Genomic DNA, 18,134 nt, shown 5'->3' with positions numbered 1-18,134 from the left:
TCCTGGTTTAACGAAGCGCAGCGGAAAAATGAATCAGGATCGGGGTGTTTTTTTGCCATGGTTGGCGAGCTTGACGAGCGCATCGACCATCCACAGCTTCAAGCTACCGCCGCTTTGTTGCGCCAAGCGCACCAGCGGCGTGTCCCAAACGATAGTAGCCAAAAACTGGCCTTCTGGTGAGTCTTTGGGGGTGCCGTCGTTTTTTTGCATGTTGGCGATCACGACGCTGGCGACAAGGCGCGCCACTTTCGAGTATTTGGCCAAGTCGCGCGGCACGCTGAGGCGGGTGAAGTCGCCAGGTTTGGGGCTAAAAGCCGGTGCTGGCGTCAAGCCGCTAAGTGCAGTAAAGGCTTCAACGCTTGGCAGGCCGACTGGCTTTTGATACCAGCTTGGCGCTTCGACGCGAAAGGCAGGAGCGTCGACAGTCAAGGGTAGTTGCGCGATTTGGTGGCGACTGCTGGTGCCAACATTAACCTGCCACGCACCACCGGCTAAGGTGAACTGCTGGTGAGATTCGTCCCAGCGCGAAAAAGCGCGCGCAGGTAGTGTCAAGGTGATGGTTTGTTGTTCACCAGAGTCGAGCCAAACCTTGTGGAATGCTGCCAGCGTTTGCTTTGCGACCAACTGGTTTTGATCTGCAACGCTGACGTAAGCTTGTACGACTTCTGCGCCGCGGACGGGGCCAGTGTTTTTCACGTCAATACTGACAGTGAGTGTGCGGTCGTTTGAGGCAAAATGGGTAGCGGAAAGGTGAATGTTGGTTATCGCAAACGATGTGTAACTCAGGCCGAAACCAAACGGGAACGCAACATCTTGGTTGGCCTTGTCATAGTAACGGTAGCCGACATACAGGCTTTCGGCGTATGGTACCGACAAAGGATCTTTCCCGTATAGCGCGCTAGACGGCACGTCTTCGTAACGTAGCGGATAGGTTTCAGCGAGCTTGCCAGAGGGTGACACGGTGCCAAACAGCAGGCGCTGTGCGGCAGCGCCCACAGCTTCACCACCTAAAAACAGATTGAGTACCGCCTTGGCGTCTTTGGCCCAGTCAGTCGTGACGACTGAACCAGCCACCAGCAACACCACGACATTGGCATTGGCTTGCGCCACGGCATGTAATAAGGCGACTTGATCTGCAGGTAGCGCCATGGTGGTCCGATCGGTGCCTTCTGCTTCAGCAGTGGCAGGTAAGCCAAGCACCACAATGACGTCGTCGGCTTCTTGCGCGGCTTCGACAGCTGCTTTGACCAGTTTTGGCTCAGCGCTGCCGTTTAAGGTGTAGCCAGGAGCATAAGTGTACGCGCGGTTGGCGGCTTTGAGCCCAGCCAAAATGGAAATACTTTGCGGGGTGGTGATGTGTGACGAGCCTGCACCTTGGATGCGTGTTTGGTCGGCTAAAGTGCCGATCACGGCCAGCTTGCGGCCTGGCTGAAGCGGTAAGATGCCGTCATTTTTCATCAGCACCGCCGAGTTTTCCTCGATCTGCTGCGCTAAGGCGACGTGTGATTTTAATAAAGCGTCGCGGTCGCCGGTAAAGACTGGCCGGTTGCGATCAGCGATAGTGGTAATGTTGGCGACAGCGCGAGTGAGTCGAAAGCGGTCTAGCTTGCCGGTTTTCAGTGCAACCAGCGCCAGCTTGTCAAACAAGTGGCCAGAGCTTGGCATTTCCAAATCGGTGCCGGCGTTCAGACTGGCGATTTTGTCGTTAAGCGCACCCCAATCAGTGATGACTGCGCCTTTGTAGCCCCATTGTCCGCGCAGCACTGTGTTAAGCAGGTATTCGTGATCGCTCATATACGTCCCGTTCAATAGGTTGTAAGCGATCATCACGGTTTCCGGCTGACTGTGGGTCACGGCGAGGCGAAACGCCTCTAGGTACAGCTCGTGTAAGGCCGTCGCGTCGATCAGTGAATTTGAGCGCAATCGGTCAGTTTCTTGGCTGTTGCCAGCAAAATGCTTAAGGGAGGCGCCAACGCCTTGGGACTGCAGGCCGTTGATCCAAGCAGTAGCGAGTGCGCCTGTCAGTAACGGATCTTCTGAAAAGAATTCAAAATTGCGCCCACCTAGCGGATTGCGTTTGATATTGACGCCAGGGCCAAGCACCACGTCGACGTTCATCGAGCGTGCCTCTTCGCCGATCGCCGCGCCCATTTTAACGAGCAAACTCAAGTCCCAGCTGGAAGCTGAGGCGCTGGCGGTGGGAAAGGCTGTCGCCGGCACGGCTTCATTGATGCCGAGGTGGTCGGATGCTTGGGCTTGATAGCGCAGTCCGTGCGGGCCGTCGCTCATTCGAATGGCAGGGATGCCGGCGACGCTTTCGCTGCTCCAAAAGTCCTTGCCTGACGTGAGCTTGATCGCGTCTTGGTCGGATAACTCGCGGCGAGTGGCGCCGCTGCCAATGGTGATGGTCATACTAAAACCCCCAATTCTTACCTTGAGAATAACACGACATTTGGATTCTGTAACGCAATTGCCTCGCTTTATGATAGAGACAACACGCTTGGTTGGGATAGGCCGCAGCGTGTTCAAAATAAGGATATGGTCGGCTATAACAAGTGCCTCCTGAAAAACATTTTAGAAAATGAGCCCCAATTGTTATTTTAGCTTACATTTTCGCGTGCAAAGAATGGATGAAAGCCTATACTGACCGTGTTGGATGATGTCAGGGCCGATGATGAAAACACAAAGGGGTGATAAATACCGTTTGACAGCGCATACAATCTAGCGTTATAACATACCTGTTGTTGTTATAATAACGATACAAGTTGAGGTGATTTCTGCATGGCCAGCGAAGTGCCGCTTTACCAAAATATGATCGATGATCTGATCCATCAAATCGAAGGCGGAGCGTTACCAGCAAATACGAAGTTGCTTTCTGAAGCTGAACTTGGTGACGCCTATAACGTGAGCCGGATCACGGTGAGGCGGGCATTAGCGGAATTAGTGAATCGTGGCTATATTGTCAAGCGACATGGGATCGGTTCTTTTGTTGCTGAGCGGCCAACTCAACCTGCTGATGTCTTAGGTTTACCCGATTTACCTGGTATTATTCGCAAGACTGGGGCAAAGCCCAAATTCACGCTGACAAGTTTTGAACTGTTGGTGGATGGCCGAGAACCTGTCCCGCGCGCCAAACTTGGCTTAGGCACAGATGATTATCTATATCAGCTGGAATATGAGATCTACGCCGATCGTGATCTTGTCGGTACGGTCCAATGGTATTTAGATTTTCGCCGGTTTCCCAATCTTTATCTTAGTGAACTTGAGCATCAAGCGTTACTGCCATTATTACGTTCCAAATATGAATTTACTCCACGTTTTTCGACCACGCGCACCAGCAGTTTGGCAACCACAGCCCAACGGCGCAAGCTGATCGGTGGCACTGGTAACACGGTAGTCCATTTGCATGTCAGTGCTTTAGAAGATTCTCAAGTGTTGATGTATGGCGAGATCAATGTGATGGGTGCAATTCAAATGTATTTGTACGATTAGGAGGAAGCAAACATGAGTGAACCAGATATTGTGTTGACCCGTATTGATAATCGCTTGGTCCATGGCCAAGTTGGGGTCGTATGGACGAGCTCTTTAGGGGCAAATTTGCTACTGGTGGCCAACGATGATACTGCCAAAGACGAGTTACAACAATCGTTGATGGCAGCCACTGCAGATTCTTCAGGGGTAGGCATTCGGTTTTGGACGATCGATAAAACCATTTCCACGGTGCATAAAGCCAGCGCCCGGCAACATATTTTCTTGATCGTGCGTAACCCCCAAGATGCTCGGCGGTTAGTCGAAGGTGGCGTGCCGATCCATCAATTGAACATCGGCAACATGCACTTTTCTGAAGGCAAAGAACATATCACCAAGTACACCTACATGGATGCGCAAGACAAAGAAGACTTGAAGTTCATCGCCGCGCAAGGTGTGGATGTCTTTATTCAAGAAACCCCTGATGACAAGAAACAACCGATCGATGAGGTGATCTAATATGACTGTGACGTTAGTACAAGGGCTGTTGATCGGGCTATTTGCGATCATCGCCGGCATCGATTTTTGGTTGGAAGGTTTTTACCTGTTTCGGCCAATGATCGTGTGCACCATTACTGGTTTGATCTTAGGCGACTTGCGCCTAGGGATTGTTGCTGGTGGCTTAACTGAATTGGCCTTCGCTGGGTTGACACCTGTTGGCGGGACTCAGCCGCCGAACCCAGTTATGGCTGGGATCATGACGGTAGTTTTAGCCTATACCACTGGGCACACACCTTCTACTGCCATTGGCTTAGCCTTACCATTTTCGATTTTGATGCAATATATCATTTTGTTCTATTACTCATTTTTCTCAGTGTTGACCAAAAAGCTCGACGAATATGCTGCCAAAGCCGAAACTCGCAAGTTTGCTTTATTGGTTCTAGCACCAACTGGGATCGTAGCGATCACTTATGGGATCATTGCTTTCTTGTCAGTGTACGGCGCGCAAGAACCAATGCGGGCATTAGTCAACTCGATGCCAGCTTGGTTATCTCATGGCTTTGAAATTGCCGGGAGTATTTTACCAGCGGTTGGGTTTGGGGTCTTACTCAAGTCCATGCTCAAAGGCGAATTCATGCCTTATCTATTGATCGGCTTTACCGCTGCATGCTTCATCAAATTCGGTAACTTAATGCCAGTTGCTGTGATCGGGGTCGCTTTAGCCTTGATCGAATTCTACCGTGACAAAAAAGATGCAGAAAACGACAAGAAATTACAAGCCGCGATCGACGCCGGTGTTGGAAATGGAGATGACGAAGATGGCATCTGATACTCAAACCCCAAAGCGTAACAAATTAACTAAACGCGATATCACCAAGCTGGCTTTGCGTAGCTTGTTCAACCAGTCCGCCATGAACTACGAACGGATGCAAGCGGATGGCTGGGCTTACGCGATGATGCCGACGTTAAAAAAGATCTATGGCGATGACACCAAAGGCTTTACGTCGGCGATGAAGTCAAACCTTGAATTCATCAACACCAACAACTATGCGGCCCCATTATTAATGGGTCTGGAAGCTTCCCTTGAAGAAAATGGCCAAAGTCGTTCAACCATCGATGGCTTGCGGATCGCATTATTTGGTCCTTTAGCTGGGATCGGGGATGCGGTCACTTGGTTTACGATTTTACCGATCGTCGCTGGGATCTCGGCCTCATTTGCCAAGCAAGGCAGTATCCTTGGCCCACTGATCTTCTTGATCGTGTATGTCGGCTTGTTCTTTGCTCGGATCCCGATCGCGCATTTAGGCTATTCGGCTGGTACCAAAGCGATCTCTAAGATCCGCGAAAGTTCAGCGATGGTTTCTCGTGCTGCCTCGATCCTTGGTTGTACCGTTATCGGTGGCTTGATCGCCAGTTACGTGGCCATCACCGTTAAAACCAAGATCCCAGTAACTGCCACGAAGTCCATTTCCATCCAAACGCAATTCTTTGACCATATCTTCCCAAATATCTTGCCATTGGCTTATACTTTCTTCTTGTACTACTTACTGAAAAAGAAGAATGTTTCCCCAGTGATCTTGATCTTGATCACTTTTGTTTTAGCAATTGCGTTGTCATTCTTAGGAGTCTTGTAAAATGGCCAAAATTATTGTGACCGGGCATGGGCATTTTGCCACCGGTTTAAAATCAACCGTCGAATTACTAGCAGGACCGCAAGCTAACATGAGTTTTGTTGATTTTACGACAGGGATGGATGATGTGTTGCTCCACACGGCGTTGCAACAAGCGTTGACCCCTGATACGCCAACCGTTTTCTTTTGCGACTTGCTAGGAGGCACGCCGTTTAAACAAGCGGTGACGCTCAGTACCCAAGTTGCCCAACCCATTGAAGTAGTGGCTGGCGCGAATGTGGCCGCTTTGCTGGAAGTTGCGTTCACTTTGGCGGATGCCACTGATGCTGACGCATTAGCGGATCAATTGGTCAGTGCGTCGCAACAAGCGTTGACCCACTTCAAGTTGAAAAAACCAGTTGCTGAACCTGATGCAGATGAAGATGGGATCTAAAGTTCACGTTAATGTCAGTTAGATCTGTATCAAAAAGACGTTGCCCATGGTATACCATGAGTAGCGTCTTTTATTAGGGGGAGAGATCATGGAACGCCTATCGTATTTGCGTCGCGTGTTGGCGATCAGTCAAGCAGGCATGGCTTACGCCAAAGACCGCTTTGATCTGGAACGTTATCAAACCTTGCATGATTTGACGGTAGCACAACTTGCCACTATCACTGATCGCAACACTGAACAGATCCAGGACTTTCTTGCCAAAGAAGCTGGCTACCCCACGCCGAAAGTGGATGTGCGAGCGTTTATCCAACAAGACGACCAAGTGTTGTTGGTTGAAGATGCGACAAGGCATTGGGCCTTGCCAGGTGGGTTTGCGGAAGTCGGCTGGAGCCCCAAGCAAAACATTATCAAAGAAGTCCATGAAGAATGCGGGTTGCAGGTGAAAGTTTCCGCATTGCGGGCGATCTACGACACCGCTTTGCGTCCAGACATTCCTCAAGTGTTTCAGTACTACAAGCTGATCTTCAGTTGCGAAATCGAAGCCGGTCGCTTCCAACAAAATTCTGAAACGGTGGCGATGGCTTTCTTTGACCGCAATGCGTTGCCACTTCTTTCATTGAAACGCACCACGCCAGAACAGTTGGCTCAGTTGTTTGATCAAGCGGATCTGTATCTCGATTGAATATTGTCAGCAAAATAAAACTGCCACTGGCCTTCAATTGAAGGCTGGTGGCAGTTTATTTGGTTAAACTGATCATCTAAAAAGTCGGCTGACTTTTGCTTTTGGGAAGCTAATCAGTGGCGTTAGCAGTGGCACGACCGCGCAGTTTGTAAACTGCCAAGCCTAATACCAAGCCAACTAAAGCGGGAACGACCCAAGCCATGCCTTGCGCGGCAAAGGGGAAGAAGCTGTGTTCAAAGTTGGTGCAAGCCACGCCAAAGGCTGATTGGGAAACCACTGGTGGGAAGCTGGACACCATATCCAATAAGGCTGGCACAGTGGTGAAAGCAACTGTGAAGCCGTAAACGGTTTTGTCGTGGTTGAACCATTTGCCAGAAACTGACAATAAGATCAAAACCATGGCGAATGGATATAAGAACATCAACATTGGCGTGGACCAAGAGATGATGGTGGCCAAGCCGAAGTTAGCCGTCAAGAAGCTGGCAAAGCTCATCAACCCTAACCATTGCACATATGACAATACTGGGAAGTGCTTATGGAAATCTTGGGCAAACGCTGCGACTAAGCCAACGGCAGTTGTTAAGCAAGTGACCGTCAGTAACGTGGCTAACAACGCATGTCCGGCATTGCCAAAGTAGAAGGTGACCACTTGGTTGAACGCAGTGCCGCCTTCTGCAGAGACTTTGAAGTTGGCTAACGACTTGGCGCCTAAGACGATCAAGAACAAGTAAACCACACCGATCATGCTGGTGGCTAATACCCCAGCTTTAGCAGTCACTTTGGCAACGCTGGATTGGCGATGCAACCCCAACCCACGAACCGCTGTGACGACTGTGACCCCAAAGGCTAACCCAGCTAAAGCATCCATGGTGTTATAGCCTTGTAAGAAACCATTGAAAAATCCGGTGCCGACAGTGTGATAACCCGCCGTAGCGGCTTGACCAGCGGCATTACCCATAGGATGGGAGAAGCCAACGAAGAACAAGAAGAATAATAAGAGCAAGAATACGGGATTCAACGCTTTACCAATGGCACTGGTGATGCGTTGTTCCTTATATGAAAGTAAAAATGCCGCTAAAAAGAATAAGGCTGAAAAGACTAACAAGCCGCCAGCTTGCATGGATTTGGGTAACAGTGGGGCGACCCCAGTGGTAAATGATACTGTGGCAGTCCGTGGCGTGCCAAACAATGGGCCGATGGTCAAATGGATCAATACCATGAACAATACCGCAAACCATTTGCCCAAAGGCTTGCCGATATCATAAACCCCTTCAGCGTGCATGGCAGCCACTGCTAATACAGAAAGCAGTGGCAATACCACGGCAGTGACGAGAAAGCCTAACGTGGCTGGCCCCCAGTTAGCGCCTGCCAGTTGGCCTAAGTGCAGTGGGAAGATCAAGTTGCCGGCACCAAAGAACAAGCCAAACAACATCGAGCTAACGACCAAATAATCGCGTTTGGTCAATTTTTTTTCGGTTAATTTTTCCATTGAGAATTCCTCCAATAAAGTACTAATGATGGTTGCGTGATCTGACTAATGCCGCTAATGTCGCTATCCATACTCACCATCTCCTTTATTGTTGAAATTCCAAAATGCACAAAAAAACTGCGACACCCCTAGTCTTTGACTAAGGGCGCCGCAGCACGATACCACCTTAATTTGCTACTTGTGTCACCACAAATAGCCTCGAAACGTACAGCCAAAACTTGGCGATACGCGAACACGATAATGGGTGTTTACCATGACACATTACTAGCGATGGCTTTGTGTGTCCTGCTCGAAAGGGATATTCAACGCGTTGGGCTTGCTTCCTTACACCTGACGAAGCTCGCTTAAAGCCGGTTTGCGTTTACTGGTCTTTCTCAGTGCATGTTGTCTTGTTGTTTCTGAGTATAGCATGAGAAATCTCAGTGTCAACCATGAGGACGAATTTTTTTGGTGAATTTCGAGGCTTCTGACGTGCATTTTGTGAGGGCAACTTGCTAAGCTGGGAATAGGCGGGGTGATACGCCGCTCTGGTACATGTATCATTGTGTCCGCTTACTTGGGGATGATATAACATTAACTGTAAGCGGAAACAAACAAAGGGGGAAAAGTTTATGCAGAGTTTTATCGCGTTTATGGAAAAGCACTTCCTGCCTGTCGCGGCGAAAATTGGTAATCAACGCCATTTGATCGCGATCCGGGATGCCTTTGCCTACACGATGCCACTGATGATTTTAGGTGCGTTTGCGACTTTGATCAACAACTTGCCGATTCCAGGTTATATTGACCTGATGAATTCGATCTTCAGTGAAAAGTTGAAGGATGGGACATTCATCTGGACCAAGCTCGGGGGGAATTTATGGAGTGGCACCTATGCCGTATTAGGCGTCATGATCGCATTCTTGGTGGCGTACAACTTGGCGAAGTCTTATAAGTCAGCACCAGTTGCCGCCGGGATCGTTTCATTAGGTTCATTTTACGCCGTGGGTGGTGCCCAAGGGATGGACTCCACTGGCTTATTCATTGCTTTGGTAGTAGCCATTATTTCTGTTGAGATCTTCCGTCGTTTGGAATCGAACCCACATTTGATCGTGCACATGCCAGATTCCGTGCCACCGGCTGTGGCCACATCATTTGCTGCGTTATTCCCAGCAATGATCACGATGACGATCTTCGGTTTGATCACGACCTTCTTTAACGCCGCACATGTTGATAACCTTGTGCTGGCCTTCTACAAAGCGGTTCAACAACCATTCATGGGCATGGCCAACTCCTACCCAACGGCCTTGTTGATCGCGTTCATCACACCATTCCTGTGGTTCTTCGGTTTGCATGGTGCCAACATGATCGATCCATTTATGCAAACGATCAACGCGCCAGCGATCACTGCCAACTTGGCAGCGTTAAAAGCTGGCAAAGCCATTCCTTATGTGGTCAACAAGCCATTGTTTGATTCTTTCGTCAACATGGGTGGTACTGGGGTCACGATCTCATTGATCATCGCGATCTGGCTGTTTGCTCGTAAGAACAAAGCTTACAACATGGTCGCTTCCATGTCGTTTGCGCCAGGGTTGTTCAACATCAACGAACCATTGACTTTCGGCTTGCCGATCGTCTTGAACCCAATTCTGTTCGTGCCTTACATTTTGGCGCCAATGGTATGTATCACCATCGCATACTTTGCGACGACCACTGGCTTCATGCCAGCATGTACCGTCATGGCACCTTGGGTCACACCACCGATCATCGGCGGGGTCATTTCCACTGCTTCTTGGCAAGGCGGGGTGATCGCTGCGATCAACATCGTCGTCGCCACCGTGATCTATGCACCGTTTGTGATCATGGCCACCCAGATGCAAATGAAAAAAGATGCCGCTGCGGCTGCCGCAGAAGCTTAAGCTTACAAACGAGTCGCCTGAGAGATCAGGCGGCTTTTTTTGATGTCGAGAAAAAAGGGGATCAACGCGACTGCTCGCACATGAACACCATTGCAAGTCGCTAGCAGCGGAAATTTCTGAGGTCTGCTAGCAGGTGGCACAAACGGCTTGTTGACCCAATTGTTGCCGGTTTCAATAGTTGTAGGAACAAATATGTGTGTTTGTGACAGTTTGTGACAATAATGGTATTTGTGACATTTAAGACGCTTTTGTGACATCGTGTGGTATCATATAATTATAGATGAATGCGTTGCCGATTATCGTTAAACTAGGAATGGGGAACAAATCTGTAAATTCATGGGAACAAATCTGATTTGTTCGCAGGTGATACAGGTGGTTTGCAAAGGGAGGTTTATTGTGCTTTTTTTGGATTACACACCAGAACTCACAGAAACGGATATGACGATCTATCGCGAGATCGTCAAAGATATGGATGCCGTGGTGTACATGCGCATCCGCGACTTGGCGGAAGCGACTTATTGCAGTACCGCCAGTATCCAACGTTTTTGTCAAAAATTCGACTGCAGTGGCTGGGCGGAATTTAAAACCAAGTTGCGCATGTACAATAACCAGCGCAATAATCGCGGCCAATTGCCTAATGATATCGATGGCGGCGAGATCACCCGCTCGATCGCTGCTTGTGAAGATCGGCAGTATCAACAAGCCATCGATCGCGCGGCCCATTTGCTTTATGAACATGCGCAAGTGGTGTGGGTGGGTTTTGGCACGTCTCGGATCGTGGCGGATTATGGGTCAGTGACATATTCCAACTCGGTGAATATGTCTTTTGCCATTACCGCACCAAGCGCCCATCCGCAAATCGATTACCCTGAAGCTGTGTATAAATCCATGTGTGTGGTGATCTGCTCAGTATCTGGGGAAAATCGCGTGGTGATCGGGTATATGAATGAATTGCTCAAACATGGCGTGCCGATCATTGCCATTACCAACTCTGCCAATTCGACGATCGCACGGCTGTCAACGGTAGCCTTGGCGTATTATGTGACGCCGCAAGATCTGGACGGCGCCAACTTGACCAGCCAAACACCAGCCATTTACATCATTGAAAAAATGACTCGCCGCGCGATGATGTTGGCGCGCCCAGAAAATGTTCGCCAACTCGAAGACAACCCCAGCTATCAATAGCTTGAATGCTAGGGTTTGGCGCGATAAAATGAAAGCGACCACAACAACCACATGGAGGAAAATATGACGACACAAGATGAACTCAAGCAACAAGCCGCGCAAATGGCCGCTGACATGGTGACACCAGGGATGGCGTTAGGTGTCGGCACCGGCTCGACAGTCGCATTCTTCATTGACGCGTTAGGCGCACGCAACCAACAAAGCCCGCTGAACCTCAAAGCGATCGTCACCACTTCCAATCGTTCCAAGCAACAATTGGAACAAAATGGGTTTGTGGTCAACGAACTGGCTGATGTCGACCAATTGGATCTGACCATCGATGGGGCTGACCGCGTGGATGATGACTTGAACGGGATCAAAGGCGGCGGCGCAGCGCATACGTTGGAGAAGAATGTCGCCATCAACTCCAAGAGAAATCTTTGGATCGTGGATGAATCCAAGTTGTGCCATCGCCTAGGCGATTTTCCATTGCCAGTCGAAGTGTTACCAGTGTCAGCCAAGCAGAATTTCGCCAAGTTTGAACAAGCTGGCTTGCAGCCACAATTTCGCTTGAATGATGCCGGCGAGCGTTTGACCACCCATTATGGTAACTGGATCATCGATCTGCATGTCGATCCACTGCCGGTACCTGATGGCTTGGCGGCATATTTAGATGCCACAGTCGGCGTGGTGGAACATGGGTTGTTTTTACATTTAGTCGATACCGTGTTGATCGCGCATGCTGATGGGACCATCGAACGTCGCGATCGCTGAAATGACTCGCAAATCGGTCTGCTTGGCAGGCCTATTTGTTTGCCTTTAGGTTGAAAAATTAGAAATCAGTGATAAAATGTCACCTATTCTTCCATTTGAGGTGACTGCAATGAAAACAGCGCGCTGGCAACAAAACATGGTGTTTTTATGGTTTGGCAATTTCATGACTGGTATGGGTTTTTCGATGACCATGCCATTTTTGCCATTGTTCATTCAAACCTTGGGGCACTTCAACGCTTGGCAGTTGAATTTGCTCAGCGGATCGGCGTTTGCGATCACCTTTTTAGCCAAAGCAATCGTGTCACCATTTTGGGGTAATTTGGCCGATCAATATGGCCGCAAGCCGATGTGCTTGCGCGCCAGTTTGGGGATGACCTTCACGATCACTTTGTGTGGGTTAGTGCCCAATGTGTGGCTGTTGATCGGCTTACGCGCGATCCAAGGGTGTTTTTCCGGCTATATCAACAATGCCAATGCCATCATTGCCGCGTCTGTGCCAGTGGAAAAATCTGGCAAAGCCATGGGGACACTAGCCACTGGCAATGTGGTTGGCACCTTGTTAGGCCCACTTTTAGGCGGCTTATGGGCGGGGATGTTTGGGTATCGCGCGAGCTTTTTGGTGACTGGGGCGATGATGTTGGCGGTATTTTTACTGACGTTATTTGGGGTCCATGAAGCGTTCACCCCAGTCACCAAAGCGCAAATGGTGCCGACCAAGCAGATTTTCAGTCAAATGGCATATCCCCGCTTGATTTGGGGGTTATTCATCACGACCATGGTGATCCAAGCGGCGAACATGTCGATCACCAGCTTCATCAGTTTATTGGTCGCGTCAATGGTAAAAGCGCCTGGGCAAGTCGCGTTTGTATCTGGGGTGGTATCCAGTTTGCCTGGGGTCGTGACGTTGATCGCCAGTCCAATGCTGGGGGCGTTATCTGATCGCATCGGCCCAGAAAAAGTGTTGCTTGGTGGCTTGGGGATGGCCGTGATCTGTTTTATCCCGATGAGTATGATCCGCAACATTTGGCAATTAGGCTGTTTGCGCGGGTTGTTAGGCATATCAGATGCGGCATTATTACCGGCGATCCAAGCGTTGATGACGCGCTATGTGCCTAAAGCCGGTTTTGGGCGGATCTTTTCATATAACCAATCTTTTCAAGCCATGGGCAGTGTCGGCGGGCCCATGATAGGGTCAGTCGTGGCCAGCATGTTCAACTATCAGGCGGTATTTTTAATGACGGCTGGATTAGAAGCGATCAATGTGTTGGTGTTATGGCCAGGTACGCGTGAGGTGTGGCAACATCGCACCCAAAAAGTCACAGTCTGAACGGTCAATGATGACAGCTCAGGCTGTTTTTTTGCCTTAATTATGGCAATGATGTGAGTATTCGTTCCCTTGAATGAGAAAAAAGTTTAGACACCAAATGCTGATACATAGGCATTTGTAAGACTTTCCTGAAAAAATAATTAAAATATGATTGCAATTCAAATGAGGATGCTTTAATATACAGTCATTCGCAATTATCAAACACAAATCAACGGAGGCGACAGTGATGACAGAAACATCAAATCAAGCATCAGCAAAAGAACATATGTCCACCATGGACTGGGTTTACCGAGTATCAGCAGGGATTGCCAACGCCGTGTTGGTTTGCTTAGGGATCGGGTTATTATTCCAAGCTTTAGCAAACTTCACGCATTGGACGGCATTGTATCAAGTCGGGTCCATCGCACAAGTCTTGCTTGGCCCTGCTATTGGGGTCGGGGTCGCGATCACGTTGCGGGCCAACACTTTAGTTGCCTTTTCCGCCATGATCAGTTCGACCATCGGTGCTAACGCCGCATTCTTGACCCATATGGCCACCAAAGGCGACGCCACGGCAACCGGTTATACCTTGGCGCACGCTGCAGGTAGCGTGGTGATGTCAACTGGCCAGCCAGTTTCTGCCGTGGCTGCTGCATTGATCGCCACTTTGATCGGGAATTACCTCACTGGCAAAACACCTTTGGATATGTTCATTGTGCCATTTGCCGCAACCTTCGTTGGGATCGTTGCTGGGTTAGGCTTAGCGGCTGTGACCACGCCATTATTGGTTTGGATCTCTGGGATCATCGCCAAAACCATGTTAGTTAACCCAATTTTAGGTTCTGCTGTGGTTTCTGTGGCCTGGGGGCTGTTCTTAATGACACCTGCCAGTTCCGCCGCTTTATCTGTGGCAGTCATGCTATCGCCATTAGCCGCTGGCGCCGCATTGATCGGCACCACGGCACAATACGTTGGGTTTACTGCCATTTCCTTCCGTGAAAACGACCTTGGGGCTAACATCGCCCAAGGGGTCATCACACCTAAAGTGCAATTTGGTAACTGGCTTGAAAATCCAGCTTTAGCTGCTGGCCCAATGTTATCTGCTGCGATCTGCGCGCCATTGGCCACGATCTTCTTCCACTTCCAAACCACTGCTGCCATGGGTGGCTTAGGGCTTTGCTCCTTCATCGCCCCAGTAGGTTTGGCTTCAGTTTCCATGAAGATGTTTTGGGTCTACATCGCCTTTGGCATCGTCGCACCAGCAGTGATCTCTTATGTGGTCTTCAAGTTTGAAGAATCCCTCAAGTGGGTCAGCCAAAAGCAACTGCACCTCACCATTGTTTAATCTCTGCCATAAAAGGTTGGCCTTGTGTCGGCCTTTTTTTGTTAAAGTGATGATTTCAAACTAAATTTATGAGTTTTTTCTCTTTACTTTCATCTTATTTTAATGTAATGTTTAGCACAGAAACAAATAGGGGGTACCTAGACATGAAATATACGAAAGTGGCTGCTGCCGGCACCGCATTACTGGCTGCGACCTTGACATTAGCTGCGTGTGGCAGCAAATCTGCTGGCAACACGCCGGCCAAAACCGATACCTGGTCACGCATGGTCAAAGATGTGATCCAAACCCAAGACGACGCGCAGATCGTTGATGTGATCTCTGGTCAAACTGCCGTTGATACCATGGATGGTTTGGTGCGCTACAATGGGCCAAAGCTTGAACCAGCCGTTTCCAAAGATGTGCCCAAGGCGACCAATGGTGGGTTGACTTATACTTACCATTTGCGTAAATCCAATTGGAGCAACGGGGATAAAGTCACTGCCAAAGACTTTGTTTATTCTTGGCAACGCGCTGTTGATCCTGCCACCAAGTCTGAATATGCCTACTTGTTCTCTGGCATCAAAAATGCTGACAAGATCATGGCGGGCAAAGCCAAGCCGTCTACTTTAGGGGTCAAAGCCGTTGGCGACTACACCTTTGAAGTGCAATTGGAACATGCGATTCCTTATTTCAACACCATGATGGTCAACCCAGTGTTCTTCCCAACCAACAAAGCTGCAGTTGACAAGTATGGCAAGAAGTACGGTTCGCAATCTAAGTACATCGTCAACAACGGCCCTTACACGTTGAAGGGTTGGAACGGGACGAACAACTCTTGGTCTGAAGTCAAAAACAACAAGTACTGGAATGCCAAAGACGTTCATATCAAGACCATCAAGACGCAAGTGGTCAAAGATTCTACCACTGCGCTTAACTTGTACAACTCTGGCAAGTTGGATGATGCGGTATTAACAGGTGCAACTGCCCAAAAGAACCGCACCAACAAAGACTACCAAGGCTTGAAGCAAGGTCGGACCAGTTATTTGGATATGAACGAAAAGAAAGTGCCTGCCTTTAAGAACGTCAAGTTGCGTCAGGCGATCTCCATGTCCATCAACCGTAGCCAATTCGTCAACAAAGTCTTAGGCGATGGCTCGATCACCGCACAAAACTTAAGCCCTCAAGGCATCTCCAAGAACCCATCAACTGGTCAAGACTTCGCCAAAGAAGCTGCGGCTTCTGCTGCTGGCAAGGTTGCCACTTATAACACCAAAGAAGCGAAGACGTTATGGGAAGCTGGCTTGAAAGAAGTTGGGAAGACTGGCCTTGATGTCACCTTGTTGACTGATGATACGGAACAAGCTAAGCAATCTGCCGAATACATCCAAGCGGCTTTGGAAAAACTCCCTGGCTTCAAGATCACCTTACAAACAGTGCCATTTAAGACTCGTGTGGCGCGTTCATTGTCTGGCGATACCCAACTGGTTCTTTCTAGCTGGCAAGGGGATTACCCAGATCCGATCACCTTCTTGGATATGTACACCACTGGCAACACGTATAACTTCGGCTTCTGGTCTAACGCTAAGTATGACGCTTTTATCAAAGCTTCTAAGACTACTGATGCCAGTGACGCTGCTAAGCGTTACGACGACTTGCAACAAGCCCAACAACTGTTGACGCAACAAGCCGGGATGGTACCTTTGTATCAAACTGTTGAAGCACACTTGGTCAACAAGTCCATCAAGAACTTGACCTATAGCCCTGCTAACATGTACAACTTTGTCGGTGCTTCCTTGAAGTAATCGTCAAATGAAAACGGCTCGCCTGATCGCGAGTCGTTTTTTTGTGGGAAAATCATGGCGATTTTCACGCAATCACAGAAAAAGTTAATCTTTTGTGACGTTTTTCGTAGACACATGTCTATCATTGACGTACAATGGTACCTATCAACTATTGAACACCAGTGGAGGCATTACTATGTTTGCAAAATATCGTTCCGTCAGCTTGATCTTGCGGATCATTATCGGCTTGATCATTGGCGCCTTGCTAGCCGTGATCTTTCCTAAAGCGGCATTTATCGGGGTCATGGGCCAATTATTTGTTGGCGCGTTAAAAGGCATCGCCCCAGTGATGGTGTTCTTTTTGATCTTGTCGGCGATTTCCGCGTTTCATGAAGGCGGGGAAAATCACTTCGGCTCAGTCATTAAGTTATACTTGTCGGCAACCTTACTATCAGCGTTTGCGGCAGTCGCGGCTTCTTGGCTGTTCCCATTAAAGCTCAACTTGCCTAAGTCAGTGCATGTTGCTGGCGGCGCCCCAAAGTCATTAGGCAAAGTCATTGAGAACTTGTTGATCAATGCGGTAGGCAACCCACTGGATGCCATCGTCAATGCCAATTACTTGTCGATTTTATTTTGGGCGTTACTGATCGGCTTCATGTTGCGTTTGGCTTCTAAGCAAACGCGGCAAACCATCACCGAAATTTCTGATGCGATCATCAAAGTGGCTCAGTTAGTGATCGAATTTGCCCCATTTGGGATCTGCGGGTTGATCTATACCTCCATTTCTCAAACCGGGTTTGCCAGTGTCGCCAAATACGGCCAGCTGGTGTTGTTGCTCGTCGGGACCATGGCTGCGGTGTACTTGATCTTATATCCATTGATGGTGTTTGTGATGACTGGCCAAAACCCATATCCATTGACCTTGTGGACGTTAAAAGTGTCTGGCATTCCAGCATTTTTCACGCGCAGCTCAGCGGTGAATATTCCCATCAACTTGCAAGCTTGCGAAGATCTGGGGTTGAATAAAGAATCGTATGCTGTGTCGATCACCTTAGGCGGGTCCGCCAACTCAGGTGGTGCTGCGATCACCGTTTCCGTGATGACGTTGGCAGCTTGTGCGACCTTAGGGATTCACGTGTCGTTCTTCTTAGCTGTCATCTTATGCATTTTGACGGCGTTGGCGGCTACTGGGGCTTCTGGGATCGCCGGCGGGAGTTTGTTGATCATTCCTATGGCGGCATCGATTTTTGGGATCTCCAATGATATCGCCATGCAAGTCGTTGGCGTCGGCTTCATTATCGGCGTGATCCAAGATTCTGTGGAAACTGCCGTGAACTCCGCTTCTGATCTGTTGTTTGCCGCTGCAGCAGAATGGCATGATGTGCAAAAGCAGACTGGCAAAAAAGTCGACATCAAAGCCGCTGTGCGCCGCGCAAACCATAAACAAAATAATCGTGTGGCTGCACCGGCAGCGCCTGCAGACGCCCAAGAAGCATAGTCACTATCGACAAAAAAGGTTGACCCGTTGCGGTCAGCCTTTTTTTGCGGCGTGAAAGCAGTGTCAAGCGTTTTTCGACTTTGTCCAATAAATGAGTTGTTATTTGCTCGTTTGATAGACGACGTGATTTGCTTCATACACGTTCATGCCTCTTGAAACCAAGAAGTCCCGGTAATTCATCAAACGCC

Annotated in this window: 15 protein-coding genes; 13 read left to right on the top strand and 2 right to left on the bottom strand. The window is 49.1% G+C overall.

Annotated elements, in window-relative coordinates; translation table 11 throughout:
• Positions 1-33: 33 nt before the first annotated feature.
• Positions 34-2,412, bottom strand: a complete 2,379-nt coding sequence (locus ACKTSG_RS08695; protein WP_407893885.1) for a beta-glucosidase — start codon at positions 2,410-2,412, stop codon at positions 34-36.
• A gap of 369 nt (positions 2,413-2,781) precedes the next feature.
• Here ACKTSG_RS08695 and ACKTSG_RS08690 point away from each other — a divergent pair, with 369 nt between their 5' ends.
• The 6 genes from ACKTSG_RS08690 (at position 2,782) to ACKTSG_RS08665 (ending at position 6,715) form a co-directional block, all read left to right on the top strand.
• A complete protein-coding gene (locus ACKTSG_RS08690; RefSeq protein WP_407893883.1) occupies positions 2,782-3,492 on the top strand; it encodes a GntR family transcriptional regulator in 711 nt (236 codons plus the stop codon).
• 12 nt (positions 3,493-3,504) lie between these two features.
• Complete coding sequence (gene agaB / locus ACKTSG_RS08685; RefSeq protein ID WP_407893881.1) at positions 3,505-3,987, top strand: PTS galactosamine transporter subunit IIB; 483 nt, start codon at positions 3,505-3,507, stop codon at positions 3,985-3,987.
• A 1-nt stretch (position 3,988) separates the two neighbouring features.
• On the top strand, positions 3,989-4,798 hold the full coding sequence (gene agaC, locus ACKTSG_RS08680) for a PTS galactosamine transporter subunit IIC (protein ID WP_407893879.1): 810 nt from the start codon (positions 3,989-3,991) through the stop codon (positions 4,796-4,798).
• The gene (gene agaD, locus ACKTSG_RS08675; RefSeq protein ID WP_407893877.1) at positions 4,788-5,603 is read left to right on the top strand and encodes a PTS galactosamine transporter subunit IID; all 816 of its coding nucleotides are present in this window, start codon (positions 4,788-4,790) and stop codon (positions 5,601-5,603) included. The genes agaC and agaD overlap by 11 nt, the downstream gene beginning before the upstream one ends.
• Position 5,604: 1 nt before the next feature.
• Positions 5,605-6,033, top strand: coding sequence for a PTS sugar transporter subunit IIA domain-containing protein (locus tag ACKTSG_RS08670; protein WP_407893875.1), 429 nt, complete (start codon positions 5,605-5,607; stop codon positions 6,031-6,033).
• Positions 6,034-6,118: 85 nt separating this feature from the next.
• The gene (locus ACKTSG_RS08665; RefSeq protein WP_407893906.1) at positions 6,119-6,715 is read left to right on the top strand and encodes an NUDIX hydrolase N-terminal domain-containing protein; all 597 of its coding nucleotides are present in this window, start codon (positions 6,119-6,121) and stop codon (positions 6,713-6,715) included.
• A 109-nt stretch (positions 6,716-6,824) separates the two neighbouring features.
• Here the strand turns inward: ACKTSG_RS08665 and brnQ are convergent, their stop codons facing one another.
• The gene (gene brnQ / locus ACKTSG_RS08660) at positions 6,825-8,204 is read right to left on the bottom strand and encodes a branched-chain amino acid transport system II carrier protein (protein WP_407893873.1); all 1,380 of its coding nucleotides are present in this window, start codon (positions 8,202-8,204) and stop codon (positions 6,825-6,827) included.
• Between the two features lie 611 nt (positions 8,205-8,815).
• Here brnQ and ACKTSG_RS08655 point away from each other — a divergent pair.
• The 7 genes from ACKTSG_RS08655 to sstT all read left to right on the top strand — a co-directional run bounded on the left by ACKTSG_RS08655 (position 8,816) and on the right by sstT (position 17,946).
• Positions 8,816-10,099, top strand: coding sequence for a PTS sugar transporter subunit IIC (locus ACKTSG_RS08655; protein ID WP_407893871.1), 1,284 nt, complete (start codon positions 8,816-8,818; stop codon positions 10,097-10,099).
• Positions 10,100-10,495: 396 nt separating this feature from the next.
• Positions 10,496-11,284, top strand: a complete 789-nt coding sequence (locus ACKTSG_RS08650) for a MurR/RpiR family transcriptional regulator (protein ID WP_407893869.1) — start codon at positions 10,496-10,498, stop codon at positions 11,282-11,284.
• Positions 11,285-11,347: 63 nt separating this feature from the next.
• Positions 11,348-12,037 carry a ribose-5-phosphate isomerase RpiA gene (rpiA, locus tag ACKTSG_RS08645; RefSeq protein ID WP_407893867.1) on the top strand — a complete coding sequence of 230 codons (690 nt, stop codon included), beginning with the start codon at positions 11,348-11,350 and terminating at the stop codon, positions 12,035-12,037.
• Between the two features lie 109 nt (positions 12,038-12,146).
• Positions 12,147-13,364: an MFS transporter gene (locus ACKTSG_RS08640; protein ID WP_407893865.1), complete on the top strand. Its 1,218-nt coding sequence runs from the start codon at positions 12,147-12,149 to the stop codon at positions 13,362-13,364.
• 226 nt (positions 13,365-13,590) lie between these two features.
• Positions 13,591-14,688 (top strand): PTS sugar transporter subunit IIC, encoded by a 1,098-nt coding sequence (locus ACKTSG_RS08635; RefSeq protein WP_407893863.1) that lies wholly within the window; start codon positions 13,591-13,593, stop codon positions 14,686-14,688.
• Between the two features lie 143 nt (positions 14,689-14,831).
• Positions 14,832-16,469 (top strand): peptide ABC transporter substrate-binding protein, encoded by a 1,638-nt coding sequence (locus ACKTSG_RS08630; RefSeq protein ID WP_407893861.1) that lies wholly within the window; start codon positions 14,832-14,834, stop codon positions 16,467-16,469.
• Positions 16,470-16,644: 175 nt separating this feature from the next.
• The gene (sstT, locus tag ACKTSG_RS08625; protein ID WP_407893859.1) at positions 16,645-17,946 is read left to right on the top strand and encodes a serine/threonine transporter SstT; all 1,302 of its coding nucleotides are present in this window, start codon (positions 16,645-16,647) and stop codon (positions 17,944-17,946) included.
• Positions 17,947-18,134: the final 188 nt, after the last annotated feature.

This window comes from Lacticaseibacillus salsurae, assembly GCF_045862175.1.
GTDB classification, from domain to species: domain Bacteria; phylum Bacillota; class Bacilli; order Lactobacillales; family Lactobacillaceae; genus Lacticaseibacillus; species Lacticaseibacillus salsurae.
This window is presented reverse-complemented; position numbering and strand designations above follow the sequence as displayed.